Source organism: Coleofasciculus sp. LEGE 07092 (genome assembly GCF_015207375.1).
Taxonomy (GTDB): Bacteria; Cyanobacteriota; Cyanobacteriia; order Cyanobacteriales; family Coleofasciculaceae; genus LEGE-07092.
The window spans coordinates 1-26,753 of the sequence record NZ_JADEWY010000096.1; the positions used below are offsets into that span (position 1 = coordinate 1).

The following is a 26,753-nucleotide window of genomic DNA, read 5'->3' on the forward strand; positions in this document are numbered from 1 at the left end:
GAGTCTTACTTGCTCGTGTGCTCCCCAATTCCTCTGCTCCCTACTCCCTGCCTTCATCAGGGTGTACTTCACCAGATAGAGAAACGCTATAGTTACCGATTCTCCTCGAATGGCATCACCTTTTCAGAAGGGGGTAAGATGTGTCTTTCCAAAAATCCCAGCACGTTAATATTGGTAGATACCACGGCTGCTAATATCCCTACCACTCCTAAAATCTCTACGGCTACTGCCCAACGTGGCTGTTTTGGTAAAGCGATCGCAAAACTGCGCCTTAATCCCAATAAATTTAACCATTCCTGCATGGTTTGGGGACGATGTGTGGGATCTAATTCCATGCCTTTGATAATGGCATGGTTGACTCGTTTGGAAATATGAGGATTAATTACTTTGGGTGGAATTAAATCCGCTTTGCCTTCTGTGCGCTTTAAGGCACTCGCTGGTAATTTTCCAGTCAGCAAAACATAAAGGGTAGCGGCTAAGGAATAGACATCTGTACAGGCTCCTGTTAATATTTTTTGAGAATTTAGTTCAATGGGAGCAAAGGGTTCATTCTGCCACCGGTAAATAAAAGGATAGTCAAATTCCCCAGCTAAATCAAAATCAATCAGTACTGCCTCCGATTGATTGGTTCGCACCCTAATATTGGCAGGCTTAATATTCCGGTGCAACAAGCCCTTACCATGTATCTTAATCAGTGCATCGCCAATTTGCTCAATGTACCCTAGTGCTTCTTTCTCTGAGAATACTCTTGAGACGAGATTGGCTAGAGAATCCCCGTGAATATACTCCATCGCCAAGCAGTAGAGCTGCCCTTCAATGAAGGTTTTGTGAATTTTCACAATATGAGGATACTTGCAGCCCTCTAGCTTCCGGGCTTCATCGACAAACTTCGATTTCAAGCTATCCTGTTCCGCTGGAGTTAGTTGCTTGAGCTTATCCTCATGCAGGGTTTTAATCACGAACTCGTTCCCTTGTTCGTCTCTCGCTAAATAGGTAATGCCAAAACGCTCCCGCCCTAACTCCTTTTCAATGAGATACTTACCATTTTGTAAGGTTTGTCCGACTGTCCAAGCCATTGCCAGTGAATTTTATGATGCCTGATTTTATTCTGGCACAAGGCTACTCAGACATCCTATCGGTTTGCTTTACTCGGCTTGCATGAGAGGAATGGCAATAGCAAATTTAACCCCCTCTCCCGGCTTTGAAATACAGATTAGATGACCCTGATGTTTTTCAACGACGATATGATGGGCAATGGACAGTCCTAAACCCGTTCCTTTGCCGACGGGTTTCGTGGTAAAGAATGGATCGAACAAGTGCTTCTGCACTTCTACCGGAATACTCGATCCGTTGTTCGCAATTAAAATCACGGCAAAAGGGCAACTCGAAATTAGACATTGCCCATCCCATAGGGGTTCATCTCCCCTTGCCAAAAACGTTGAAATTTCAATTCTTCGGGGTAGTGGCTGATCTTCCAAGGCATCAAGGGCATTAGAGATAATGTTCATGAAGACTTGATTGAGCTGACTGGCATAGCACACGACAGGCGGCAGGTTGCCGTACTCTTTAACTAATGTAATTTCGGGATAGGCTGCTTTTGCTTTGAAGCGGTTTCGCAGAATTAGTAAGGTTGTATCAATGCCTTGGTGGATATCCACCGGATTCATCTTTGCCTCATCTAGGCGCGAAAAGTTCCGCAGCGATAGGACAATCTCCCGGATACGGTTGGCACCCAATTGCATCGATGCCACCATTTTAGGCAAATCTTCCACCAAGAAATCCAGCTCATATTCATCGAGTGCCGCTTGAATTTCCGGCACATCTACCGGACAGTGCTGTTGATAGACACCCAGCAGGTTTAGCAAGCTTTGAACATACTCGCTGGCACAGTCAAGGTTGCCGTAAATAAAGTTAACCGGATTGTTAATTTCATGGGCAATACCAGCCACCAATTGTCCGACGCTGGACATTTTTTCACTTTGAACCAGTTGAATTTGAGTCTGTTTAAGCTTGTCGAGAGCAAGTTCAAGCTCTTGAGCTTGTTGTCGGGAGACGAGTTCCGCTTGCCGCAGTGCCTCCTCTGCCCGCTTGCGTTCGGTGATGTCAAATCGGATAGCTAAGTATTGATACGGTTCTCCCTCTTCATCCAAAAAGGGTACTACCGTAGTATTGACCCAATAGTAAGTGCCATCTTTAGCCCTATTCTTGATTTCACCTTTCCAAACCCTACCTGTTTTCAGGGTTGCCCAAAATTCTTTAAAAAACTCTGGGGGATGGTAGCCTGATTTGATCAGGCGGTGGTTTTGATCAATCAGTTCCTGGCGGCTGTACTGGGAGAGTTCACAAAATTTATCGTTAACATCTATAATAGTGCCTTTTTTATCGGTAATGGCTAAAATTGCCGCCTGGTCTAATGCAAATTCAAGGGCGGATAAGTCTTTAAGGGTTTTTTGAAATTGTTTGTCGAGATGAGTCTGATGGGCGATTGCTTGCCCATAGGTTGCTAGGTTTTTTTGATTCAAATTTTCTTTCAAGAGAGCAATAGACAACGAGTAAGTATCAGGACAAGAGACTTGCTCATGAGCGTGACCTTTATTCCCATCCATATTACTTCCTCTCATAAAAACTTCCAAATTATTGGTGCTTTTGTTACCTTAACCGATTACCGATCGAGAGAAGAGGAAGAGAAAAAAGGTAATTTTAGAAAACATCTATTCAGTAGTCTCATTATCCAATTATCACTTTTAAAAATGCGGCGGTAGGAGACGGTTTACGCAAAGTTCTCGATAATCAAGGTCATTTAGCACTCGATCAGCATCTCCAATCGTGACTACAGGAAGTGAACTTGCTGTGTTTTCTTCGCGTAATACCTGTTCGAGTGAATCTTTGCCCTTCATTCTTCGATTGTCTGTCAGCAAAATCATCTGATTCGCCTGAGCAAATCGCCAGACAACCCTATCACTGCTGTTAGCGGGAAGTTCTACCTCCTCAAGGGAGATAAAGCGAATTGGAAATAAATCCAGCCAGCCTTGGCTGGTGATACTTCCCAACAGAAGCATCCCATGTCCTTCCAAATTATGGTCAATTAGAAAAACCACGCTTTGGACGCAAGTCTGGCTTGAAGTTTAGCTTTGTGAGCCTGAAGCTTTTCCCAGGCATCTTCTTTACCAGGAGGTGGCGGCATTTTGGCGATTTTTTCAATTAACTCACGATTTTGCTCTCTCCAATATTGCTGAAGTTCTCTAGCCTCGTCCAGTACAACACGATATTCAGCCTCGACCTCAGCACGATTGGCTTCAATGTAGGAAAGAGCCGCGTTCATTTGCTCATCTGTTAGCCTGAATAGAGTACGGATAAACTTGTGTGGATATTGGGCAGTTAAGTAGTCCATCACATCGTATAGGGTGATGCGAGTTCCTGCGATGGTTAGTCCGCGTTCTGTACGGATGATAGCCGATTGTTTATTAGATCGGGTCGTCATACCCACAGCTTCCCTTCTAGAAGTTGTCTTTATAGTGTTTGAGTGCGACACATACGCCCTTGGGATGCTTTCGCCTACAATGAGGCTACAGTAAAGTTGCTAATTAAACTAACTGCTCTATGCCCGAAATCGTAGAGATTCCTATCGAATTAACCCGATTCCAGCTTCCCCAAGCGGTTCACGCACGCTTACAATTGTTGTTGGATCGTCAGGATGAGGGCTATACACTGTCTCAGGCAGAACGACAGGAAGCAGAAGGACTTGTTGAACTGGTGGAATTTTTATCTCTACTGCGTTTGCGATCGACACGGGTGATGAAGCAAGCATAGATGGCAACGATTCCAGCTTCCCTCCGTCGATTGGTCATTCAAAGAGCAGATAACCGTTGTGAGTATTGCGGGATATCGCAAATTGGTCAAGTCGCTACTTTTCATATCGACCACATTATTCCTGTTGTAGCCGGTGGTGAGACAATTTCTGAAAACTTGGCTCTTGCTTGTGTCTCCTGCTCACTTCGCAAGGGCGCACGGCAAAATCTTGAGGACTCGGAGACGGGTGCAGTTGTCTCCATTTTTAATCCTCGCCAACAGGCATGGAAAGAACACTTTGATTGGAACGGTGTGCAAGTTGTTGGGTTGACAGCTACAGGTCGAGTAACGGTACAAGCACTTGATTTGAATCGAGCAACAATGTTGGCGATTAGGGTAGAAGAGGAATTGCTAGGTCGTCATCCACCACCCTAAACTTGTCTAAAGTTGGCAGGCAATGAATGAGCGATCGCCCTTCCCCCCAAGCGAGCGCCAATCTTGTGATCGCACTATTTCCTCACAAGAAGGATAGATTAGCGATCGCACTCTCACCTCACGCTTCCCCCAACTCCTGCAATATCTTTTCCACCGCTACCTTCAACGGAGGTAGATTATTTTGTACGATCGCCCAGACTAAATTCAGCGATACCCGGAAATACTCATGCACTACAACATTTCTGAAAGCCACAATCTGTGCCCACGGCACCTCAGAATATCGATTCATCAAATCACCAGATAAGGAATTTGCCGCTTCTCCAATAATCTGGAGATGATGAATAACCCAAACCTGAATCAGTTCTTGTTCATCAAACGCCTGTCTGCCCTGACTGGTATATTGCTCAATCGCTGCAATCGCATCTAAAATATCTTGCAGCCGTTGGGCTTCACGCCTCATAGCATCACCGCCTCACGGTATACGCGATCGCGAATACGTTCCTTCAACATATCCACTGTCGCAATATCAACCTTGCGATTGAGCAGCCGTTCTAAATCAATTAATAGTCCTGCTGGAAACCAGGGCGTGATTTTTTCCAAATCATAGTCAACCAAAAAATCAATATCGCTCTCTTCGGTTGCTTCTCCTCGCGCCACCGAACCAAACACCCGCACGTTGTAGGCTCCATGTTTTTCAGCAATAGCGAGAATTTGCGATCGCTGCTCTTGCAACAAATCGTTAATCCCTAACCCGGTTTTGCTAGTCATGCTGCTACATTCCCAACGCTTTAAGGTTTAGTCAAATCGCTGCTTCTAGTCTGGCACTCTAGGCACACTCTTCCAACACTCCAGATGGCGAACACCATTTTTCATAACTTCCTAAGCTACTGCAAAGTCTATCAAAGATTGAGGCGTGGCAAGCATTGCTGGACAAGTTGGGAGGGGTTGTTAGGTAGCTCATACAGTTGATTGCCGATCAATATCACTCGACAACTTCTCCAAAAACGTAGCCGATCGATCAAGCAAGTCGCAGAAGACTCTTTGTAGCTCTTTTTCCGATAGCTGAAGCTTCTTGACCAGTTTTGAATAATTACTACCTTTTAGGTGAGCGACACCAGTCGAACGAATACATTGAATATCTCGAAGCAGAGCTAATCCCTCCTGGCAATCAACAAAATTCTTTTCTTCAAGGAAAACAGAAAATTTTGCTATACCTCTTGGAGGATCAGGAATAGATGAAATATTTTTTTCAATTTCGTTTTCATTCAAAGCATCTATGAAAACTTTAGCTAGTGTGAGAATCTGCAAGTCGAATTCTGATTGGCTATTATTCAGTGGAACCCGGAGATTTTGGAAGAAATGAAAATCTTCAGATGAGAGTTCGCGAAATAAATACCAACCATACTTAGCTTTCCATTTTTGATTTAATTGCTGATATCTTTGCTTAAACTTTAAATCTCTCCCTTGAGGATCAAAAGGTATACCAAGAAAATCTCGCATATACTTGGTGGTACTTAGTGACCCTTTTGGAGGGATATTAAAAACTTTCCAGTATGCTCGCTCCTTAGCTGGAAGATCGCGACCTAAATCGCCGAGATAGACTATAACCACATTTTCATGGTTGTTATCCATGCGAACTCCCCAGCTCACACCACATCTTAGGTATGAATCTTCCACTGAAAAACGCTCAGGGTCGTTATAGTATTTTTGAAGCACATCACGCTTAAAATAAACTGGTGTCAGATAGTGGGGGGCATCAGGATTCGCGCCAAAATAATTAGCTAATTTCTTCCAATTGCAGGTGAAAGTAATAGGATCACCATCAGGAGTCTCACCTAGCTGGAATTCCTCATATATTTCCGTTTCATCTTCACTGTAAGGCCAGAATCCACTTTTTGACTTAGGGTATGGAAAAATCAACTTCTTTCCCTGAAGATACGATACAGTGCTGTAATTGCTATGACTAAATGCTTTGCTTACTCCAAATTGATAAATTGTATCCTCATCCTTATATTCACCTCTTTGTTGGTCTTTTGGCACATTAGAAATATCTAGATTAGAGTAACGAACATAATCAAAAAACAATCCAAGATGTGCCTCTCTAATGGCAAGGAATTGCCGAATTTCCCTTAAACGAATCAAGATTGTCTCGTTTTGAAAGCGAATAATAGTTTCTTCTTCTCCAGATTCATCAAATTTCAAAAACTCATTTTTCCTTGAATCATGGTAAAGGTTATGGAAAAAGCGAAATTCTTCAGATATTTCAGCATGGCTTTCCCTAAAGCCAACATAATCTCGAATAAATACTAGAGGCTCTGCATCTGCAATACCAAACCTACTGTACTCAACGGTACCATCTCCAAATCTTACACAACCAGGAAATCCGCTGCTGATATCTACTTCCCAGTTTGTATTTTGTAGGGCTTCAGTAACAAATTCGTTAGAAATTAATCCCGAGTAAAAAATTTTATTATCTTGTCTATTTTGAGAGTAATCATAAACTTTTATCCAGGACTCATCGCCAAGATGCTCCTTAATGTAGGCACGTTCCTGAGCAAATAGCGCGTGTGATAGCTCTCTTGATTCTTCTGTCATTTAGATATAGCTCAAGATGTAATAATTTGATTATAAAGCCCTTTTTCCGCGTATAGGCTGGGCTAGATATATCAGATTGAACTCCTCATTCGCTACCAAAGCCTCTAAGATTATTTCCCAAGCATTGATGAATGTGATCGCGACGTGTACGCGAAGTGCGATCGCACTCTCAGCAAGCTTCAACATATTCACACAGAGTAGTTGGTTCCCCGAATGGGTAAACCCTATTCTCGCAAACCATCCAAATGAAAAGCAGTAAGCGAAGCCATGCCGGAGGCTTATCGCTTCTTTTATCTGCTGTTCCATCTTCATGCTGACTTTCTAGCACCATTACACCCTGTCATCCTTTCAAAGCGCGATCGCAAAGTGGTATGTAACGAGCAAAATCTAACACTTCTCGCTGACGTTCTTCCAAAGTAACTCAGGATACATGATAATTAGTCGCAGCGACAGTAATCTGTCACCGACGACAAACAATAAGTCATCCTACAGAATTATTAGCGTACAAATCCAAAGCCCGTGACGAGGATTGAACTCGTGACCTCACCCTTACCAAGGGTGTGCTCTACCACTGAGCTACACGGGCAAATTTCATGCAGAGATAGCTTTTTTCTCTATCGTACACGTCACCTGCATTAAGCAAGGTGCGTGGTGGGCCGGGCTGGATTTGAACCAGCGTAGGCGTAGCCAGCGGATTTACAGTCCGCCCCCATTAACCACTCGGGCACCGACCCAATTTCATCCACGAATATTAATCTTAGCACAACTAAGTCTGAGATATTCAAGTCTTTTCCCAGTAGACTAAAAATTTTTTTCCTCTCTTTTCGCCGGCAACAGTCTTTTTTGTATAGCAGGTAACAATTTACTAGGAGAGCTGGCTCTATTATCACAGCTTGACTGTGTTGGTCTATATCAACTCGCTGAATTACAGATAAGGACTATTTATACAAATGGCAAAGCGATTAGGGCGACGTAAATTTTTGCTCTACGGCTCCGCAACATTAGGTACTAGCCTTCTGTTAAAAGCTTGTGGCAGCGCTCAAACAACCGATACAGCAGACAGTACAACAACCACTGAATCTCCAGTTGCGGCTGGCAGTAGTGGCGACACGATTAAAGTCGGGATTCTGCACTCCCTCAGTGGCACAATGGCGATTAGCGAAAAAAGCGTCGTGGATGCCGAGCAACTGGCAATTGAAGAAATTAACGCAGCCGGTGGAGTTCTAGGCAAGCAAATCGAACCCATTGTCGAAGATGGTTCCTCTGACTGGCCCACCTTTGCAGAAAAAGCCAAAAAGCTCATCGATCAGGATAAAGTCCCCGTCATATTCGGTTGCTGGACTTCTGCCAGCCGCAAGGCAGTGCTGCCCGTCTTTGAAGAGAAAAAGCACATGCTCTGGTATCCCGTGCAATACGAGGGTCAGGAGTGTTCCAACAATATCTTCTATACTGGTGCTGCTCCCAACCAGCAAATCGAGCCTGCAGTCGATTGGCTCTTAGAAAACAAAGGTAAAAAGTTCTTCCTGGTTGGTTCCGATTACGTCTTTCCCCGCACCGCCAACACCATTATCAAAGAGCAACTCAAAGCCAAAGGCGGCGAAACCGTTGGCGAAGATTACCTGCCTCTGGGTAATACAGAAGTTACGCCCATTATTACCAAAATTCGTGCAGCCCTGCCCGATGGCGGTGTCATCTTCAACACCCTCAACGGTGACAGCAACGTGGCATTCTTCAAACAGATGCAGGGCGCTGGTTTGGGACCTGATAAGTATCCCGTGATGTCAGTCAGTATCGCTGAAGAAGAAGTCCAAGCGATCGGGGTAGAGTACCTAAAAGGTCACTATGCAGCCTGGAACTACTTTATGACCGTTGATACGCCAGAGAATAAGAAGTTTGTCGAGGCGTTTAAGAAAAAGTACGGCGAAGACAGGGTTACGAACGATCCGATGGAAGCGGCATACATCGGGGTTCATCTGTGGAAGCAAGCAGTAGAAAAAGCCGGAACTGCTGACGACTTAGAAGCCGTCCGTAAAGCTGCATATGGTCTACCCTTTGAAGCCCCCGAAGGTACGGTGGCAATGAACCCCAACCACCACCTTTCAAAAGTGGTGCGGATTGGTGAAGTTCGGGATGACGGTCTTTTTGAAATCGTTTATGCCACCGATAAAGCAGTTGAACCAATTCCCTGGAATCAGTACGTTGCCGATACGAAGGGATATGCCTGCGATTGGTCTGACTCCAGCAAGGGCGGCAAGTACAAAATTTGAAGCATTGAATCTTGGATTTTGGATGGGAACCCTATCTAAAATCCAAACTCTAAAATCCCTGGAGGAAAAGGTTGCTAGCAGGACTATTAGATAGTATATACGGCGGCATCAGCATTGGCGCTGTGTTATTAATTGCAGCCCTCGGGCTAGCCATTGTATTTGGGCTGATGGGTGTCATCAATTTAGCCCATGGCGAGTTGATGATGCTCGGAGCCTACACCACGTTTGTGGTGCAAAATGCTTTCAAGCCGCTGGGTGAACCGTGGTTTGCAACCTATATCCTGTTTGCCGTACCGATCGCATTTTTAGTGACAGCGCTAGTCGGGTTGGTGCTGGAGCGAGGGGTAATTCGCTATCTTTACGGACGCCCCCTAGAAACGCTGCTAGCAACCTGGGGAGTCAGCCTGATTTTGCAGCAGTTCGTCCGCAGTGTGAATTGGGTGATGATCATCGGGATTGCCCTGTTTGTGGTGCTATTTTTTGGGGCGCTGTGGGTACTGTCTAAGCGGGCAGATTTTCAGGGGATTCGCAATTGGGCAGTCCCAATCCTGTGTGTACTATCCCTAGGTATTGCTTTTGTTAGTGGGAAATTCTTGGGTGAGACATTCAAACTGGCTGTCACCAAGCCTTGGTTCGGAACTCAGGGTGTAGATGTCACAGCACCCGCTTGGTTGCGGGGGGGGTGGCTGGTGGAGTTGTCGGGGGGCAGCTTTCAATTGTCCTATGTGCGGCTGTTTATTATCGGGTTAACCATTCTGTGCGTGGCAGGAGTTTACCTATTCTTACAGCGTTCGGCTTGGGGGTTGCGGATTCGTGCCGTTACTCAAAACCGCAGTATGAGTGCTTGCTTGGGCATTCCCACAGCTAAAGTTGATGCGATAACCTTTGCCATTGGTTCGGGTTTGGCGGGAGTTGCTGGTTGTGCGATTAGTTTACTCGGTTCGGTGAGTCCGAATACGGGTCAGAACTACGTGGTGGATACCTTCATGGTGGTGGTGGTTGGTGGTGTGGGCAAGCTAGCGGGTACTATCGTGGCGGCGCTGGCAATTGGGACGGTAAACTACCTCATCGGTTCCGGCATCCTCGCTCTAACCTTTGCACCTATCAAGCCTCTATTGGATTTCTTTACCTTCTTTGCCACTACAAGTATGGCAAAGGTAATGATATTTGCTCTGATTATTGCCTTCCTGCAGGTAAGACCTGGGGGTATTTTCCCGCAGAAAGGGCGCTCCTATGAATTGTAATAAACTGTAATGACCTCTGACTCCGTAATTGAAATTCCTGGTATTAATCGTCGGCGTCAGCGTCGTCGGTTAATGCTGATTGAAGTGAGTGGCGTTGCCCTAGTTGCACTGCTGCTCATTGTCTTAATGCCAGTGCTGCTTTCTGGCTTCCGCCTTAGCCTGTTGGGACGATTTTTAGCCTTAGCGATCGCAGCCCTTGGGATTGATTTAATCTGGGGTTATACTGGCTTGTTAAGCCTCGGTCATGGTATCTTTTTTGCCTTGGGGGGTTACGCCCTAGCCATGCACCTGCAACTCGCACCGTTAGAAGCGGGTCGCTTGCCGGAATTCATGACTCTCTACGGGGGCGATAAACTGCCTTGGTTTTGGAAACCCTTTGATTCCTTTGGGTTTGCTGCTGTTGCAGTTCTCCTAATTCCTGCCGTAGTCGGGGGATTGTTTGGCTATTTGGTCTTCCGCAACCGCATTCGAGGGGTTTACTTTTCCATCCTCACCCAAGCCGCAACTATTGTCTTTTTTAACTTTTTTAACGGTCAGCAGAAACTGTTCAATGGCACCAATGGTCTGACCAACTATAAAACCCTGCTGGGGGCGGATGTGAATTCATCCCGAACTCAGTTTATCTTCTACACCCTTACTGTACTATTTTTAGCAGCATCTTATGCCCTGTGTCGATGGCTCACCAGAGGTCGTTTCGGACGCCTGTTAGTGGCAATTCGGGATGATGAAAGTCGAGTACGTTTTACAGGCTACAATCCCACGGGTTTTAAGGTGTTGGTGTTTGCAATTTCTGCCGCTTTAGCGGGACTGGGTGGGGCAATGTTTACCCTACAAAGCGGTATCATTTCACCGAAAGCGATGGATATTGCATTTTCCATTGAAATGGTGATTTGGGTAGCGGTAGGCGGTCGCGGGACGCTAGTAGGTGCCGTGTTAGGAACGCTGGTGGTAAATTTTGCCAAGAGTCTTTTGAGCGAACAGTTTTCAGAAATTTGGCTATTTTTCCAGGGAGCGCTGTTTTTGATCGTGGTGACAGTACTACCCAATGGATTAGCGGGTTGGCTGTATTCAGAAGGGATACAAAAAATGCGATCGCTCTTGGGAATGGATAGACAGGTTATAACCTACCCTAGCTTGGAAGAAGACCCAGAGGTACAGCGCGAACGTGAAGAAATTGGTCATTGAGTACATCATTTTCCTTTGCCTCATATCAAATACCAGAGTGCCTCCAAAACCTCTGCGTTATCCTCTGCGTACCTCTGCGTTAAAAAAAATTGATCGCTGGTTTCACAAATAAAAAATTAAATATGAAATCAAACCTATTAGAAATTGAAAATCTGACAGTTAGTTTTGACGGCTTTAAAGCTCTCAACAACCTGAACTTCAGTATGGATGCTGGGGAGTTGCGGGTGGTAATTGGACCCAATGGAGCAGGAAAGACTACCTTTTTGGACGTAATTACCGGGAAAGTCCAACCCACTCAAGGACGAGTCGTATTTAACGGATGCAACTTGCGGCGAATATCAGAGTATCAGATTGCTCGAATGGGAGTTGGGCGAAAATTTCAAACACCCCGAGTGTACCTCAATTTAACCGTTCGGGAAAACTTGGATTTAGCCTGCAATCGTAATAAAAATGTGTTTTCTACCTTATTCGGGCGTCCTTTATCATCAGACAGACACACGGTTACAAGTTTATTAGAAACCGTTGGGTTAGTTGCCAAAGCCGATTTACAAGCGGATTTGCTTTCTCACGGAGAAAAGCAACGGTTAGAAATTGGAATGTTAGTGGCGCAGTCACCGGATTTATTACTCGTGGATGAACCTGTTGCTGGTTTGACGGATGAGGAGACAGAAAATATCGGGGAGTTACTGCTAGCCCTAGCAGAAAGTCACTCGATTATTGTGATTGAGCATGATATGGAATTTGTGCGACAGATTGCTCGGAAGGTGACAGTTTTGCATGAAGGTTCGGTACTCTGTGAAGGAAGTATCGAAGAAGTGCAGAATGACCCTCATGTGATTGAAGTATATTTGGGACAAACCCCTTCCTCGGAAGTAGAAAACTGATAGTAGAGACGGCTCGATAGTTAGGCAGAAACAGCATCTTAAGAAACGTTTGAAAAAGCACAATGGTTTCAACAAATCAAGCGATCGCTCCCGAACCCAGCGCCCCAACCCAAATAATGCTGCAAGTCTCTGACTTGAATGTCTACTACGGTGAAAGCCATATTCTCCGGACTGTTGATTTAAGCGTACCGATAGGACAGATGGTTTGCCTGATTGGGCGCAACGGAGTGGGCAAAACCACCTTACTGAAAACAATTATGGGGTTGCTTAAACCTCGGACGGGTACAATTTCCCTTGCAGGTGAATCGATTACTGAGAAATCTCCTGATCGCAGGGCGAAGTTGGGAATTGGCTATGTTCCTCAGGGGCGAGAGATTATTCCTCGTTTAACGGTAAAGGAAAACTTACTCTTGGGGTTAGAGGCGCGACGCGATCGCACTAGAAATCAAGAGATTCCTGAGGAAATTTTTACCCTGTTTCCGGTTCTAAAATCTATGCTATCCCGGATGGGGGGTGACTTGAGCGGGGGACAACAGCAACAACTAGCGATCGCTCGGGCTTTGATGGGAAAACCCCGGTTATTGGTACTCGACGAACCCACAGAAGGTATCCAACCTTCTATTATTCTGGAAATTGAAGCGGCGGTTCGCCGCATTGTCGAGTCTACGGGAATTTCTGTACTACTCGTCGAGCAGCACCTGCATTTTGTACGCCAAGCGGATCGATACTACGCTATGCAGAAAGGAGGGATTGTCGCGTCTGGAGCAACGAGCGAACTGAGTAATGAGGTGATTCAGAGATTTCTTGCCGTTTGAACTGACACGTTAGTTTTGGGTTAAGTCTTTGTAGAGCAGAAATCTACCTGTCCGGATTAGTAAGTGAAGTGACAGTTGTAGTAGCTGACTCGACTCCCTGCCATTTAGATTTTTGTTGGATTAGGATAGGGTATCGCCCAGCAAGAAAGAAGACTATGTCGATGTTCAAGAAGCTCTTAGCGAAGGTGGGTATCGGCGCAGCAACGGTAGATGCGCGTCTGTACGAAGATTCTCTCATACCCGGTGCGATGCTCAACGGGGAAGTTCACATTATCGGTGGAGATGTTTCCCAGGAGATAGATGATATCTACCTCTACGTCGCTACCCAGTACCAGCGGGAGGTTGAGGATACCAGGGTGACAGAGGAGTGCGTGTTGATGAAATATCGCCTCTCAGAACGCTTCGACTTGCATTCCAAAGAAGAAAAGGTTATTCCCTTTTTGTTCCAACTCCCCTACGAAACACCGCTAACGTTAAGACACCAATCGGTTTACCTGCGGACGGGTTTAGATATTTCTATGACGATTGACCCCAAGGATACCGATTATCTTGAGGTGCGTCCGCATCCGTTGATGCAAATGGTGCTGGATGCGTTGGAAAATCTTGGCTTTCAACTTTATAAAGTCGATTGCGAGTATAGCCCCCGCTTGGGAGGCAGGTATCCTTTTGTCCAAGAGTTTGAGTTTCGCCCTATTGGCAAGTACCGGGGGCGCTTGGATGAAGTGGAAGTCATTTTTTCCCTGAGTGCAGATCAGTTAAATGTTCTTTTAGAAATTGACAAACGGGCGCGTGGTTTTGGGGGTTTTCTGCAAGAAGCCTTCGATATTGATGAACGCTACGCCCGCTTTCAGTTAACCTCTGATTATCTGGCTCGTCCCCTGGCAGATTTAGAAACCTTTATTGATAGTACGATTCAGAGCCATTTACAGTGAACTACCCAGCGTCAAGCGTAAGCTATGACGTGGGCTTCTGACTTCACGGGGGAATGTTATGGTGTTGATAATTCTCCTGGCAGATCCACTAGCACAGTGGTTTGTTCTGCTGGAATACTATCAATCGTTAACTCTCCACCATGCAATTGAACTAAACGTTTAGCGATCGCAAGTCCCAACCCTGAACCTTGCTGTTCGTAGAGTTTGCGATCAAATTGCATATAGGCTCCTAGGTTAGCGATTTGCTCCGGTGTCATTCCCCGCCCCCGATCACTCACCGATACAAATACCCGATCGCCTTGAGTGCGATCGCTCACACACACCAGGGTTCCGGGAGTAGAAAACTTGAACGCATTATCGACAAGTTCTTCAATCAGCTTCCGATAATTAGCTTCCGACATATAAACCACAGTTCCTTGCAGGTTTAACTGCAAATCTCCTACCCTACCTATCTGGTGCGCTTTCTGAGATGCCACTTCAGACAGGATCATTTTGCTACAAGTCTTTACCTCTCGACTCTGTAGCGCCTTCATCCGGAACGGATCGGTTGCCATCAATTCCAGTTCGGCGTAGAGCAAGAAATTCTGTGTCAGTCGATACAAACGCCGCCCGGAGGTAGTAATTTCCGCCAACATTTCCAAGGCTTCTTCTCGCTCGACGGAATCATACTCCTCAAACATATAGCTGGATAAACCGATAATTCCATTCAACGGCGTGTACAATTCGTGAGGTAGGGAATGACTGATTTGACCGCGCAATTGATCCAGTTTTTTCTGAGATTGTCTCTCCAATACCCCTTGCTTTTCTAAGCGTGCTGCGATCGCTGTCAGCAATTCATCGCGGGTAAAGGGTTTAGTCAAGTAATCATCAGCACCCAAGTCCATTCCTTGGCGCAAGTCAGTTTTTGCCGCTTTAGCCGTCAGAAAAATAAAGGGAGTTGCCTCTGTAGAAGGATGCTGGCGCAGTTGCTCTAAAACACCGTAACCATCAAGCTCTGGCATCATAATGTCGCAAAGAATCAAGTCGGGTAACGTAGAAAGTACTCGTTGAATTCCGATGTGACCATTTTCTGCCTCAATTACCTCGAAATTTTCAGCACTAAGCATCTCGCAAAGGTTACTGCGAATATCGTCCTCGTCTTCAATCACTAGAATTTTGTTCATATTTTGTCGTCTTCTCTCCGTTAAGGGGGGGTGCTGTAGACGGGGGAGCGCTCTTTTTAATTTTTAGCCTAAATTCTGTAAAAATGGATTTGGTATGATCTAGAATCTTTATTCAAATCCGATTGAGAACAAAACAACGTCTGTTTATAACTGTGGATTTTTACGCTGCTCGGGAAGTTCCGGACAACGTTCCGCTTGATCAAGTTGGTAGCCTTGTTTTTCTAGCTGATTGACGAAGTTAGTCGGCTCAGAATTAACCTCTGGCTCGGATGGTTCTTGTGAAGCCATTTCCCGTCTGATTTTTTTGAGTTTTGCTTTGCGTCCCATTCAGGTATCCTCCGTTCAAGGTTATGCTAGTTGCCAATACAGTTACCGTACCGAATAAAGGGACGTTTACCGTACTACATAACATCTAAAACCTAACACTTATTAATGGGGTAAATTTTACCTCAGTGGATTGGGAAACGCTATAAGGTTTTTCTTGTAACAGAACATTATAGTAACGAGTCAACCGTCCTGAAAACCGCTGTAAATTAAGTAGAGAACTAATCTTCGGAGGATGGGGACTTTGGACTGTCTGCAAAAGAATCAGACCATGCCATTGTAGTTGAGTCATCAGCTTCTGGTGGGTTAGCTGATTCTGACCATGCCATTGTAGTTGAGTCATCAGCTTCTGGTGGGTTAGCTGATTCTGACCATGCCATTGTAGTTGAGTCATCAGCTTCTGGTGGCTCAACCGAGCCAGCCCAGGGTACTGTAGCATCAGGTATGTCTGATAAGGAGGAAGAATGAGTGGCTCGCTCTTCTGGCATAACAAAACTGGGGGACAAGTCTGGGGGTAATGTAGCAATTAAGGGTTGCAGTGCTTCTAATACTTCTGTAGCAGATTGATAGCGCTCACGAAAGTCAGTGCGTATCATTTGATTTACGATTACTGCAAACTCCGGACTTACGGTGGCTTTTTCTTCCCAAATAGTTTCTCCCGTTTCGGGCTGTTCTCGCAATCGTTCGGGGGTGAGTCCAGTTAAGGCTTGGATGGCAATTTTACCGAGGGCGTAAATATCGCTACTAAATTTGGGGCTGCCTGCGGCTTGTTCTCTGGGCATATAGCCTTTCGTACCAATTCCAATCGTTAGCTTAGTGCGCTCCTCACCCTCACTCAATTGTGTGCGAATCGCTTTAACGGCTCCAAAATCAATCAGCACCAATTGGTTATCTGATTCCCGCCGGATGATATTTTCGGGTTTGATATCTCGATGAATGACGCCCTGAGAATGGATAAACTCTAAAACGGGGAGGAGATCTCGTAAAATAGCAATTACATTGACTTCGGGAATGGGTCGGGTAAAGGGTAACTCTCGACTGAGGGGATGACCGACAATTAATTCTTGCACGAGGTAAAAGTCTTGGTCTTCGGTAAAATAAGCAAGAAGTTGGGGAATTTGGTCATGTCTACCGAGTTCTTCTAAAATCGCTGCTTCTCTGACAAATAAGCGTGTGGCAAGTTTCCAAATTTGAGGATGGTCGCTAGCGGGTCTAAGTTGCTTCACCACGCAATGAGGGTTCCCCGGTCGCTGGGTGTCTTCAGCAATATAGGTGTCGCCAAATCCACCGGAACCGAGAACTTTCAGGATGTTGTAACGCCCGCCTAAGTTTTGTCCTAATAGTTCTTGTTCTCGTTCCCGAATTAAATCTCGAAGATCATTGTGTTGTGAGATGATTTCCCGGATTAGAGGGGCAGATGAGTAACGTTTGAGGGTGCGTTGCAGATTAATTTGGTGGAGGCGTTCCCGAATCAAATTGATAGTGCTGTAGGAAAACCCACTCAGGGCGATCGCTAAAATGGGGACGGCGGTGGGTAAAATAAGAAAACTGCCCACAAAGCAGACGTAGCTAATTCCCCCCCAAATCACCACCAGTCCTAGGGTTAAACCCAGACGAACCCAGCCCTGCTTCAATCGGTTGAGTGCAACTCCTGTGCCGATGACCCCAATGAATACCAGCAATCCTCGTTGAAGGGGATGGGGGAGAGCTTCAGCAATCGAGCGTCCTGTCATTAAAGTGGCGATCGCATTGGCATGAATTTCCACACCACTCATCCAGGCTGGATATAACCAACTTTCGGAAAATGGGGTGGGATGAAAATCTTGAAATAAGCTAGCCGTGCCGCCAATAACAACAATTTTGTTTTTGAAGTAGTTGCCATTATCGAGGTAGGTACTCCAGTTTTCGGGGTCGAGGACGTACCAAAAGGGAATGGTTTCAAAGGTGCCAGGAGAACCGTAGAAGAAAATCGAGTTACCTTTGGGTTGAGGATAACTGACTCCCGCCGCTTGCAAGGTGGCTTCATCGAAGGAGGGGACTTGTGTTGCCAATTCCTGCAATGCCTGAGCTTGCTCTGGATAGCTTTGGGACAGCAGTTTGGGATACTCACTGGCGAGGCGGTGAACTCTGCCGTTCGGCTCTATGGGAAAATTAATCGAACCCAAAGACATGGGTTGAGTTTGGAATAAGGCATTGGGCTGGATGAGCTGGGTTAAGCTGCCTTGACGCATGTCGCCATCGGTGTATTGGGCAGCTAGGGTGACTCGACCCGCATACTTTTGTAGTATCTGTCGAAACTGTTCGTCACTGCTCTTATTGCTGGGCAGGTCAAATATGATATCGAGTGCGACAGTTTTTGCCCCAGCTTGCATCAGTCGGTCAATTGCTATAGCATAGGCTTCTCGCTTCCAGGGCCAGGTGGCAAGGGGTTCGAGGTAAGGGAACTTTTCCGGTTCAGCGCGGTAAAATTGCTCTTGAGCTATAGATTCGTCATCAATCGCTAAGATTATGATATCTGAAGGGGGAGTGACTGAACCTCGGAGTTGGAAGAAAAAGGTTTGAGTTTGCCGCTCCATTAGTTGTACCAAACTTCCATCCAAGGCGGTAGCGATCGCTCCTGATACTGCCCAAACGCCTAGTAGCAGGTGTCCCCATCCCAGCGGATTGAACCAGCGCTTGATTCCTACTTTTGTCTGAGTTTTTGTATGCTGAGTTTGGCAACGGGAAGGCTTTGCCTTCATCCGCTGTAGTTGGCGATTAGTGGGCATTTTTACAGAATTCGCTGGCGATAGGGGCTTATACTTATTTGATGCATGAACAACGCTGGGAGTTTCCAAGCGTCTATCTTCCGTACTAACAAATTCAAGGCAGATGTCGATTGGCAAGGGGTTTTCAGAATCCCTCTAACCACCGTTGCACGGAAACGGTTACATTGGGAAATGCGATCGGTGTGATTTCTCCTGCTGTCAGTGTTTGCTCAGAGCGGTAGTTCCCATCGGCAGGTTCGCGCAGTACGGTAACTCGTCGATGCTTCAGATCAACAATCCAATACTCTGGAACCTTACCCAAGCTGCTACTTTAATTTTAGTCTTTGCAATTCCCAAAAATAAATTACCCTGTACCCCAAGGACAGGCATCTTCTACCCGTAGGACAGGCAACATGAGCTGTCCATCTCACGTTAAACAAGTTTTAATCGTTGCCACCACGGATTTAGCCAAAGCATTAAGATCATAACCCCCCTCTAAACCCAACAAAATTCGGCGAGTCACTTGCAAGCAATACTGAGTGAACACGCCATAATCTTGCGGTTCTAAAGCAACACTCGCTAACGGATCATCAGCATTGGCATCATAACCTGCGCTGACAATCAGCAAGTCGGGCTGAAACTCCTTGAAAAAAGGCATGACTTTTTCCTCGAACATGGGCTGATAGTCGGCTAGGGTACTACCTGGTGAGATAGGTATATTGAGGACATTGTTGTGGAAACCCCGTTCGCTAGCTTGACCGGTGCCGGGATAGCAGGGAAACTGATGTAGAGAACAGTAGGCAATTCTGGCATCTTTTTCTACAATGTCTTGGGTGCCGTTACCGTGATGGACATCCCAATCGAGGATGGCAACTTTTTCGATTCCAGGCTTTTCCAAAGCGTAGTAAGCTGCGATCGCTGCATTAGAAAACAAACAAAATCCCATTCCTCGACTGCGTTCGGCGTGATGTCCTGGTGGACGTGCTAGAACAAAAGCAGGATTGTTGGTTGCTAAAACGCGATCGATTCCATCTAGCCATGCACTCACTGCTAATAAGGCGATATCATAACTGCGGGCAGAAACCCGCGTATCCCCATCCAGCATACCGCCTCCGCGTCTAGCGATTTTCTCGACTAAATCAATATAATGTTGGTCATGAATTTGTTGCAGCAAGGGCATTACAGGACGAGTTTCTAGGGGTGTGGGTTGCTGCCACTCGATTTTATCTGCCCAAGGTGCTGCGTTTAAGGCATTGACAATCGCGGTTAGCCGTTCGGGTTTTTCTGGATGAAATCGACCGTTATCGTGCTGGAGAAATTCATCGGAGTAGATGACTGGGAGCATAGTTCGAGCAGCGTTGGCAGCAACAGAGGGCTTTTTGAAAATTGTATAGTACCAGTGGCAATAACCCGCCAGTTGTTAAAACCACTGTCTCAGAGCTAAAGTCGTCTAAAGACGACTGGACAAAAGTTGTAGTCCATTTCAATGGACTTAAGCTATTAGCCCGGAGTTTTAACTCTGGGCGGGTTTTCGGGTTTACTGACAATGGTGCAAGATATGAGTAGTAACGCATCGAACATTTACTGTAGACTCTGTTGAGTGGACAACCCATTACCGCAAGTTGACTCACTCACAAGTCAAGCTAATCTCAACCTTTTCTCAATCCGCATCTCACTCCACAGTAGGGTTAAATAAAATTACTGAAGCGATCGCTTAACAACGCCGTCGCTGATCTCAACTACAGTCGGATTGCCTTACCCAATTCAAGGCATTTAGCGGGGAGCATCACAGTTAGAGATTCTCACCAATAGCGAGTATAACCACAATGGATGCAGCAGCGTTTGAAAATCAACCGATTCAACTCTCCCGGCTTGATACTCTTTTAATGGGTATTTTTGGCGAAAGACCTGACCAAAACCCTAATTCCAAGGCTAACCTGCTTGATAATCTTGCACAGGAGCTTCCCCTAAAGATTCTGTTAGCTGAAGATCGCCCAACCGATTGTACGATCGCGTTACGAGTTTTGCGATCGCTCGGTTATCAGGCTGATTCGGTGACTAATGGAGTGGAGGCTCTCGTGGCGTTGCGTCGAAAGCACTATGATGTGCTGTTGACGGATGTTCAGATGCCGCAAATGGGAGGATTAGAGTTAGCACGTCGCCTTTGTCAGGAATGGACTCTAGAGGAACGTCCTTGCATTATTGCTGTGACATCGGAAGTCATGCCAGAAATTCGTGAACAATGTCTGAAGGTGGGGATGGATGAGTGCATTAGTAAGCCTCCCAAAGTGGAGGAACTCACTCAAGCTTTAAGAAAGTGTCAGTTCCGCAGGGCTGGCAATGAGAGCGATTAACGATAGTGTCTCTTGATTATCAGAGTTATTACTGCTTAAATGTGCTTCTATTTAGATTGGATTATCAATGCATCTACTTCTTTTCTCAATCTCAGCTATGGGTAATAATAGTGTATCCTCAATCTCTTCTCGTACTGCGGGAGTTACAGTGCCAGTACTATTCAGGCAATCTACCAACAACTTATTGGCATCATAATACTGTTTAATTACTTCCTTCTGCTTATTGCTAAACTGCCAATCATGACCAATATTACGATATTGAATCATCAAATCTCGTAATTTTTTGATCCAAGTGCTGCCGTTATTTTTCCACCATTGCTCATGTTCTTGTATCATGAGCATCTCTGGAGTTGAAGGAATTGGTTGATTTGCAAGTTCCTTTAGCGCTTCTTTTAGTTCAGTCTCAAGAGCAAGGGTAAAAATCAAGTGAAAGAGAGGCTCAAAAGTAAAATCACGATTATTGGGAAGGCTAGACGTTCGGGTATAAATCAAGTCATTGGCACGGGCAAGTATACGACCCAGGTTAATGTCAAGGGCAGGGTCAGAACTACCAGGATCCTTATAAATAAAGTCAATATTAAGATTAAGGGCGCGTTCTAGATTGCGAACACCACCCTGATCAAGATCAGCGGTAATGCCAAGGTCACGGGCAAAAGCAATACCCAAGTAAAAAGCTCTCACAGCCGCTAGTTTATAGGGAGCATTAACTGAAAGAGACTTCTCCTGAACCCACATCAAAAACTGCTGTAACTTCTCATCACTAGCTACAAGTCCATCAACCTGCTGTTTCATTAACAACAACAGTTTATCAGGATTCGGCAGCATCCCAACCGTCAAAAGAAAAACTTCCCGCCAGCGCTTATCACTAATATGGCTAACTAGTTTTTCCCAAGTATCCGGTTGAGTATGACTAGTCAACTCTCTGGCAGTAAAATACTCCTGAAACGTCAGATGGGAGAACGAGTAAATTTTCCTTGCCCGTTCCACTAATAACCCGTGTTGTGTCTCAATGGCTTTGAGTACTGCCTCACTATCTAACTGCAATTCCTCTGAGGAGAGACGTTCTCCCCGAACATCTCTGCTAGCACTTGCTAATGTATCCAGATAATCAGCAATCAATTGCTGGATTTTGTCTTGTTCAAAAAAGTAATCCCCTTTCTCAAAGGTGATAGCCGCTAGATGAGATAATAACTCTTTCTTACGGGGCAAAGTCAAAACCCGATAAACCTTATCCCGTTGAATACCTCTAGTTTCATCCCATTTTCTGAGTAAAATATCAAGCCCTTCCTCATACAGTTTGGCTCGATTCGTGGGAAACTGAGCTTTAGCATCGAACACTAAACAAGTCAGATGCAGCAAAATCGGTGTGATTGCCAGTTCTCGGATTTGCTGATTTTCAGGACGATTCAGCGTTTCAATAAATAGCTCTGCCTTCCTTAACCCCTCCTCCCCATTCGTCTTGGCAACCGCTCTAAACCACTTTTGAGCAAAGGATTCAATCTGCTGTTGATTAAAATCGGCTATCTCAACCTCAGTGAAGCCAGAAAACCTGTATTGAGATGCCGCAAGGCGACAAGTGATAAGAAGTTGATTTTTGTAATAATCTTCCGAAAACTGCCGAATTTGCTCGACAACTTCCAATTCATCTTCAGCAGGCACCTCATCCAAGCCATCCAGTAAAATTAATCCTCTGCCATGACTCAATACCGCTTCAGTTATCTCCTGATCTGAAATACCGCAACTGCCAAATTCTCGGTGAATGTAGTTGAATAATCGAAAATCCCCCTCATCCCTGGCATACTTAGCCAAGTTTTTCAGCCGGATAAATATTGGCACCAGTTCCGCTCGAAACTTTCCTGCATTGCACTGAATGGCTAAATGTTGCAAAAAAGTCGTCTTGCCTGAACCCGGTTTCCCCAGCACCATGAGTCGGGGATATTTTTCGACAGCTTCCCACCCCGGTACTCGTTGCTGACGCACCTTACCCAAACCCAAACGATCAAAATTATCAGCATCGGGGTTGAAGCTTTGGAGAAAGTCAGAAATTTCTAACCATTGTTGACTGCTAATTTCTTCGAGGATGTTAACTTCAACATAAAAGTTATCGACATCAACAGGCTGGGAAATATCCAGTAGCTGCATCTTGCCATACAGTGTTTGAATCTTTGCATGACAGTGCTGCCGTACTTGTTGCACTACGGTGTCGATATCTAAACTCTCATCTTGCACCTGTACTGTTGAAGTTGCATCAGGCGGTGTTAGTCGTTCAGGTGGAGAAAAAGATGACTCGGTATCTGCAAGTGGAGTGATGATATCTTGCCAGTCCTGCCCTAATTTCTCGCAAATTTCGACAAAATAACTAAAATCAACGGTTCTGCCTGTAAAAAATTTATAAGCCGTGGATCGACAGATTCCGAGCGTATCAGCGAAAGTTCTCTGGCTAGGAAAGCCGTTACGTCGGAGAGCCTGTCTGACTTTGGGGAGGTTGTCTGGGGCAACTTGAAGTGAACGCTGCGATCGCGCCATAGCACAATGAGCCTGATGTTTTTCAAATCATACCCTTTTTGTTTTTCTCCCTCAGCAGCAAAACTCAAGTCTAAGTCAATCCTGTCTAGTGCAGCGTGGCAAAAATAATGACCCAGTTTAAAAAGCCAGAAAAGCTTACTGCACAAGCTTTCTTTCCTTGAATCCTTCTTGCACGAATCTATAGCAGCGATCGCTACTGAAGGCTATCAGACTTATGCAATATCCGTCGATTAGCCCCCACCCAGCCTAGAGCTTCCCTCATAGTTGGGGGTTAGGGAGGTTAATTCATTCCCCATTAACTATTTTTTCTTCAACAAATCAGGGATGATCAGAACAAAAAGAACACCAAAAACAATTAGGGCTAAAGCTTGTTCTGTCGTCAAAAGATTCGGCATCACCAGATAAAGAATGCCAAAGCCAAGCAAGGCAATGAGTACTTCCCTAGAAAGGATTCCGGGTGCCACCAAAGTAGCAAGAATGCAAAAAGCTATCAAAGCAATGGCAATATCCATTTTTTCTGTCTTCTCCGACGGGACTGCACAACGTGCTAATTATTCTTCCACTAGGGCATTGCCCAACGCGATCGCATAGTTTCGTTAGCAGATGCGTTTTGCAAGTATTTCCAAAGTATCTCAAAACGAGAGAGAAGTCAGTAGTTACCGATAGAGACAAGGGAATTTGCGAAGTGTTACTCCTCCCTACTCCCCACCTGCTGAGAGGCTTGAATTTGTGTTAAAATTTAATAATAAACCTGTAATATTTGGCAAATATCTGCCTAAAAACAAGTATTTTAGGCGTATTTTTTTAATTTATCAGCCAAATCCTTAATTTTTCATGGAGTTTTGCGTTCTATGAGTACCTCCCAAGAGCGAGTTGTCCCGACAAATCTGCGCAGCGAAATGTCCAGGTCATACCTGGAATATGCAATGAGTGTCATTGTGGGTCGGGCATTGCCAGATGCCAGGGATGGACTCAAGCCGGTACATCGGCGGATTCTCTACGCCATGCACGAACTCGGTCTAACGCCAGAGCGCCCGTTCCGTAAGTGCGCCCGTGTTGTGGGAGAAGTGCTGGGTAAGTATCATCCCCACGGCGATACGGCAGTTTACGACGCCTTAGTCCGCATGGCTCAGGATTTCTCCATGCGATCGCCCCTCATCAACGGACACGGGAACTTTGGCTCGGTGGATAACGACCCGCCAGCCGCCATGCGTTACACCGAATGCCGCTTGCAAACCTTAGCCACAGACGCTCTGCTGCGGGATATCGAGTCGGAAACCGTAGACTTTATCGATAACTTTGACGGTTCCCAGCAAGAACCAGTCGTTTTACCGGCACGAGTTCCCCAGTTGCTGCTCAACGGCTCATCAGGAATTGCCGTAGGGATGGCAACCAACATCCCACCCCACAACGTCGGCGAGTTGATTGACGCTTTAGTTGTGTTGATCCACAACCCAGAGATTACCGATATAGAGTTAATGCAGTATATCCCTGCCCCTGACTTTCCCACAGGGGGTCGGATTTTGGGGCGATCGGGGATTAAAGAAGCCTATACCACCGGTCGCGGCTCCATAACCATGCGGGGTGTCGCAGAAATTGAAACCCTTGAACATCGAGGACGCCCCGATAAAGAAGCAATCATCATCACCGAGCTACCTTACCAAACCAATAAGGCAGCGATGATTGAGAGGATTGCCGAAATGGTCAATGATAAGCGCATTGAGGGCATTTCGGATATTCGGGATGAAAGCGATCGCACCGGGATGCGAATAGTCATTGAACTCAAACGCGATGCCTATCCCCGTGTCGTCCTCAATAACCTCTACAAGCAGACCCCCCTGCAAAGCAATTTTGGTGCCAATATGCTGGCATTGGTGAACAATGAACCCCAGCTTTTGACCCTCAAGCAGTTCTTAGATGTCTTCCTCGATTTCCGCATTGAAACTATTACCCGACGGACGCAATACGAACTGCGGAAAGCCGAAGAACGGGATCACCTCCTGCAAGGGTTGCTCATCGCCCTGGAAAATTTAGATGCAGTGATTGCCGCTATTCGCGCTGCTGCTGATACCACCACGGCACGGGGAGAGTTGATTGAGCAGTTTGGTCTGTCTGAACCCCAAGCCGACGCTATTTTACAGATGCAACTGCGACGCTTGACAGCCTTAGAAGCTCAGAAAATTCAAGCCGAACACGAGGAGTTACAAACTCGCATTGCAGACTTGCAAGATATCCTAGCCCGTAGAAGCCGTATCTTAGAAATCGTTGAAACCGAAGCCCTCCAACTCAAAACCACCCACGCCACACCGCGACGCACGGTGATTGAAGAGGTGGAAGGTGAACTCGGTGATATTGACCTAATTGCCAATGAGAAGGTACTGATTTTGCTCACCGAGCAAGGGTATATCAAACGAATGCCCGTCAATTCCTTCACCGCCCAAGCACGGGCAACTCGTGGCAAGGCAGCAGCGCGGATTAAAGAGGATGACGGGGTTGAGCATTTCCTCACCTGCTGCGATCACGACAGCCTTTTATTCTTTGGCGATCGCGGTGTGGTTTACTGTCTGAGGGCATACCAAATCCCAGCCGCTTCCCGCACTGCCAGAGGTGTACCGATCGTGCAGATGCTGCCGATTCCCCACGATGAAAAAATTACCTCAATCGTACCCGTGTCGGAATTCACCAATGACGAGTATCTAGTGATGCTAACTCGTCGGGGATACATTAAAAAAACGGCACTAGACGCCTTTCGTAATATCCGGGCGAATGGCTTGATTGCCATTTCCCTCGGTGAAGGCGACCAATTGCGGTGGGTGCGTCGTGCTCGGGAAGAAGACAGCATCATCATTGGCTCGCGTCAGGGCATGGCGATTCATTTCAGATCGGACAACGATCAACTGCGTCCCCTCGGTCGTGCTACACGGGGCGTCAAGGCGATGAAACTACGCGCCAAAGACGAACTAATTAGCATGGATATCCTTCCAGGTCAAGTAGTTGCTAGTATTGCCGCTGCCACGCTAGAAGATATCGAGGTAGAGGAAGAGGTAGCAGAAGACCTAAATGCCGAAAATGTCGAAGAATTAGTTGAGACAGCAGGACAAGGACCTTGGGTACTGGTAGTAACAACAGGTGGCTTGGGCAAACGAGTGCCCGTGTCCCAGTTCCGACTGCAAAATCGCGCTGGGATGGGATTGTTAGCAACTAAGTTCCGTAAAAAGAAAGACCAATTAGCTGCGCTGCGGGTGGTTAATGAAGGCGATGAACTGATGGTTGTCACCATGCGAGGAATCATCATTCGTCAGTCCATTGATGCGATTTCACCCCAATCCCGAATGGCAACCGGGGTGAGAGTGCAGCGCTTGGATGAAGATGACGCGATCGCGGCAGTTGCATTAGTCCCGCTATCCGATCCAGAGGCAGAAGCCGAAGCACTGGATGAAGCATTGTAGGTGGGGAAGATTAGGACAAGGGGGCAAGGGGGCAAGGGGACAAG

Annotated in this window: 25 protein-coding genes and 2 tRNA genes; 10 read left to right on the forward strand and 17 right to left on the reverse strand. The window is 46.1% G+C overall.

Translation table 11 applies throughout. The features are described from left to right. Positions 1-92: 92 nt before the first annotated feature. The 4 genes from IQ257_RS20865 to IQ257_RS20880 form a co-directional block, all read right to left on the reverse strand. Complete coding sequence (locus IQ257_RS20865) at positions 93-1,076, reverse strand: serine/threonine protein kinase (protein WP_193875672.1); 984 nt, start codon at positions 1,074-1,076, stop codon at positions 93-95. A 69-nt stretch (positions 1,077-1,145) separates the two neighbouring features. After that, on the reverse strand, positions 1,146-2,621 hold the full coding sequence (locus tag IQ257_RS20870) for a PAS domain-containing sensor histidine kinase (RefSeq protein ID WP_228060885.1): 1,476 nt from the start codon (positions 2,619-2,621) through the stop codon (positions 1,146-1,148). A gap of 123 nt (positions 2,622-2,744) precedes the next feature. Beyond that, positions 2,745-3,098: an ACP S-malonyltransferase gene (locus IQ257_RS20875; RefSeq protein WP_193875670.1), complete on the reverse strand. Its 354-nt coding sequence runs from the start codon at positions 3,096-3,098 to the stop codon at positions 2,745-2,747. Further along, the gene (locus IQ257_RS20880) at positions 3,086-3,481 is read right to left on the reverse strand and encodes a DUF433 domain-containing protein (RefSeq protein WP_193875668.1); all 396 of its coding nucleotides are present in this window, start codon (positions 3,479-3,481) and stop codon (positions 3,086-3,088) included. Before IQ257_RS20880 ends, IQ257_RS20875 begins: the two co-directional genes overlap by 13 nt. 119 nt (positions 3,482-3,600) lie before the next feature. Between IQ257_RS20880 and IQ257_RS20885 the strand changes: the two genes are divergently transcribed. Continuing rightward, positions 3,601-3,810, forward strand: a complete 210-nt coding sequence (locus IQ257_RS20885) for a hypothetical protein (RefSeq protein WP_193875666.1) — start codon at positions 3,601-3,603, stop codon at positions 3,808-3,810. Further along, positions 3,811-4,224, forward strand: a complete 414-nt coding sequence (locus IQ257_RS20890; protein ID WP_193875663.1) for an HNH endonuclease — start codon at positions 3,811-3,813, stop codon at positions 4,222-4,224. A 118-nt stretch (positions 4,225-4,342) separates the two neighbouring features. On the opposite strand, the gene IQ257_RS20895 is transcribed toward IQ257_RS20890, so the two are convergent. From IQ257_RS20895 to IQ257_RS20920, 6 genes are all read right to left on the reverse strand, one after another. Beyond that, positions 4,343-4,684 (reverse strand): DUF86 domain-containing protein, encoded by a 342-nt coding sequence (locus IQ257_RS20895; protein WP_193875661.1) that lies wholly within the window; start codon positions 4,682-4,684, stop codon positions 4,343-4,345. Beyond that, complete coding sequence (locus IQ257_RS20900; RefSeq protein ID WP_193875659.1) at positions 4,681-4,992, reverse strand: nucleotidyltransferase family protein; 312 nt, start codon at positions 4,990-4,992, stop codon at positions 4,681-4,683. Before IQ257_RS20900 ends, IQ257_RS20895 begins: the two co-directional genes overlap by 4 nt. 189 nt (positions 4,993-5,181) lie before the next feature. Next, a complete protein-coding gene (locus IQ257_RS20905) occupies positions 5,182-6,819 on the reverse strand; it encodes a hypothetical protein (protein ID WP_193875657.1) in 1,638 nt (545 codons plus the stop codon). Between the two features lie 30 nt (positions 6,820-6,849). After that, complete coding sequence (locus tag IQ257_RS20910) at positions 6,850-7,131, reverse strand: hypothetical protein (protein ID WP_193933187.1); 282 nt, start codon at positions 7,129-7,131, stop codon at positions 6,850-6,852. Positions 7,132-7,333: 202 nt separating this feature from the next. After that, positions 7,334-7,405: transfer RNA gene (locus IQ257_RS20915), tRNA-Thr, on the reverse strand. Positions 7,406-7,468: 63 nt separating this feature from the next. Further along, positions 7,469-7,553: transfer RNA gene (locus tag IQ257_RS20920), tRNA-Tyr, on the reverse strand. Positions 7,554-7,769: 216 nt separating this feature from the next. Here IQ257_RS20920 and urtA point away from each other — a divergent pair. The 6 genes from urtA (at position 7,770) to IQ257_RS20950 (ending at position 14,146) form a co-directional block, all read left to right on the forward strand. Continuing rightward, complete coding sequence (gene urtA / locus IQ257_RS20925; RefSeq protein ID WP_193875653.1) at positions 7,770-9,086, forward strand: urea ABC transporter substrate-binding protein; 1,317 nt, start codon at positions 7,770-7,772, stop codon at positions 9,084-9,086. Positions 9,087-9,157: 71 nt separating this feature from the next. Beyond that, positions 9,158-10,330 (forward strand): urea ABC transporter permease subunit UrtB, encoded by a 1,173-nt coding sequence (gene urtB / locus IQ257_RS20930; protein ID WP_193875650.1) that lies wholly within the window; start codon positions 9,158-9,160, stop codon positions 10,328-10,330. A gap of 9 nt (positions 10,331-10,339) precedes the next feature. Then, entirely contained in the window at positions 10,340-11,515 is a 1,176-nt protein-coding gene (gene urtC, locus IQ257_RS20935) for an urea ABC transporter permease subunit UrtC (protein WP_193875648.1), read from the forward strand. A 122-nt stretch (positions 11,516-11,637) separates the two neighbouring features. Next, entirely contained in the window at positions 11,638-12,399 is a 762-nt protein-coding gene (gene urtD / locus IQ257_RS20940; protein WP_193875646.1) for an urea ABC transporter ATP-binding protein UrtD, read from the forward strand. A gap of 116 nt (positions 12,400-12,515) precedes the next feature. Further along, on the forward strand, positions 12,516-13,214 hold the full coding sequence (urtE, locus tag IQ257_RS20945) for an urea ABC transporter ATP-binding subunit UrtE (protein ID WP_193875680.1): 699 nt from the start codon (positions 12,516-12,518) through the stop codon (positions 13,212-13,214). Between the two features lie 155 nt (positions 13,215-13,369). After that, positions 13,370-14,146, forward strand: a complete 777-nt coding sequence (locus tag IQ257_RS20950) for a sporulation protein (RefSeq protein WP_193875644.1) — start codon at positions 13,370-13,372, stop codon at positions 14,144-14,146. Between the two features lie 56 nt (positions 14,147-14,202). On the opposite strand, the gene IQ257_RS20955 is transcribed toward IQ257_RS20950, so the two are convergent. The 5 genes from IQ257_RS20955 to IQ257_RS20975 all read right to left on the reverse strand — a co-directional run bounded on the left by IQ257_RS20955 (position 14,203) and on the right by IQ257_RS20975 (position 19,725). Beyond that, complete coding sequence (locus IQ257_RS20955) at positions 14,203-15,309, reverse strand: response regulator (protein WP_193875642.1); 1,107 nt, start codon at positions 15,307-15,309, stop codon at positions 14,203-14,205. A 144-nt stretch (positions 15,310-15,453) separates the two neighbouring features. Further along, a complete protein-coding gene (locus IQ257_RS20960) occupies positions 15,454-15,636 on the reverse strand; it encodes a hypothetical protein (RefSeq protein ID WP_193875640.1) in 183 nt (60 codons plus the stop codon). Positions 15,637-15,854: 218 nt separating this feature from the next. Continuing rightward, positions 15,855-18,518: a serine/threonine-protein kinase gene (locus IQ257_RS20965; RefSeq protein ID WP_228060887.1), complete on the reverse strand. Its 2,664-nt coding sequence runs from the start codon at positions 18,516-18,518 to the stop codon at positions 15,855-15,857. A gap of 7 nt (positions 18,519-18,525) precedes the next feature. Next, on the reverse strand, positions 18,526-18,702 hold the full coding sequence (locus IQ257_RS20970; protein ID WP_193875638.1) for a Uma2 family endonuclease: 177 nt from the start codon (positions 18,700-18,702) through the stop codon (positions 18,526-18,528). A 105-nt stretch (positions 18,703-18,807) separates the two neighbouring features. After that, positions 18,808-19,725: a histone deacetylase gene (locus IQ257_RS20975; protein WP_193875637.1), complete on the reverse strand. Its 918-nt coding sequence runs from the start codon at positions 19,723-19,725 to the stop codon at positions 18,808-18,810. A 481-nt stretch (positions 19,726-20,206) separates the two neighbouring features. Here IQ257_RS20975 and IQ257_RS20980 point away from each other — a divergent pair, with 481 nt between their 5' ends. Continuing rightward, entirely contained in the window at positions 20,207-20,734 is a 528-nt protein-coding gene (locus IQ257_RS20980; RefSeq protein WP_193875635.1) for a response regulator, read from the forward strand. A gap of 51 nt (positions 20,735-20,785) precedes the next feature. Here the strand turns inward: IQ257_RS20980 and IQ257_RS20985 are convergent, their stop codons facing one another. Then, complete coding sequence (locus tag IQ257_RS20985) at positions 20,786-23,260, reverse strand: NACHT domain-containing protein (protein ID WP_193875632.1); 2,475 nt, start codon at positions 23,258-23,260, stop codon at positions 20,786-20,788. Between the two features lie 299 nt (positions 23,261-23,559). Beyond that, a complete protein-coding gene (locus IQ257_RS20990) occupies positions 23,560-23,772 on the reverse strand; it encodes a hypothetical protein (protein ID WP_193875630.1) in 213 nt (70 codons plus the stop codon). A gap of 339 nt (positions 23,773-24,111) precedes the next feature. Between IQ257_RS20990 and gyrA the strand changes: the two genes are divergently transcribed. Further along, the gene (gene gyrA, locus IQ257_RS20995) at positions 24,112-26,709 is read left to right on the forward strand and encodes a DNA gyrase subunit A (protein ID WP_193875629.1); all 2,598 of its coding nucleotides are present in this window, start codon (positions 24,112-24,114) and stop codon (positions 26,707-26,709) included. Positions 26,710-26,753 lie beyond the last annotated feature (44 nt).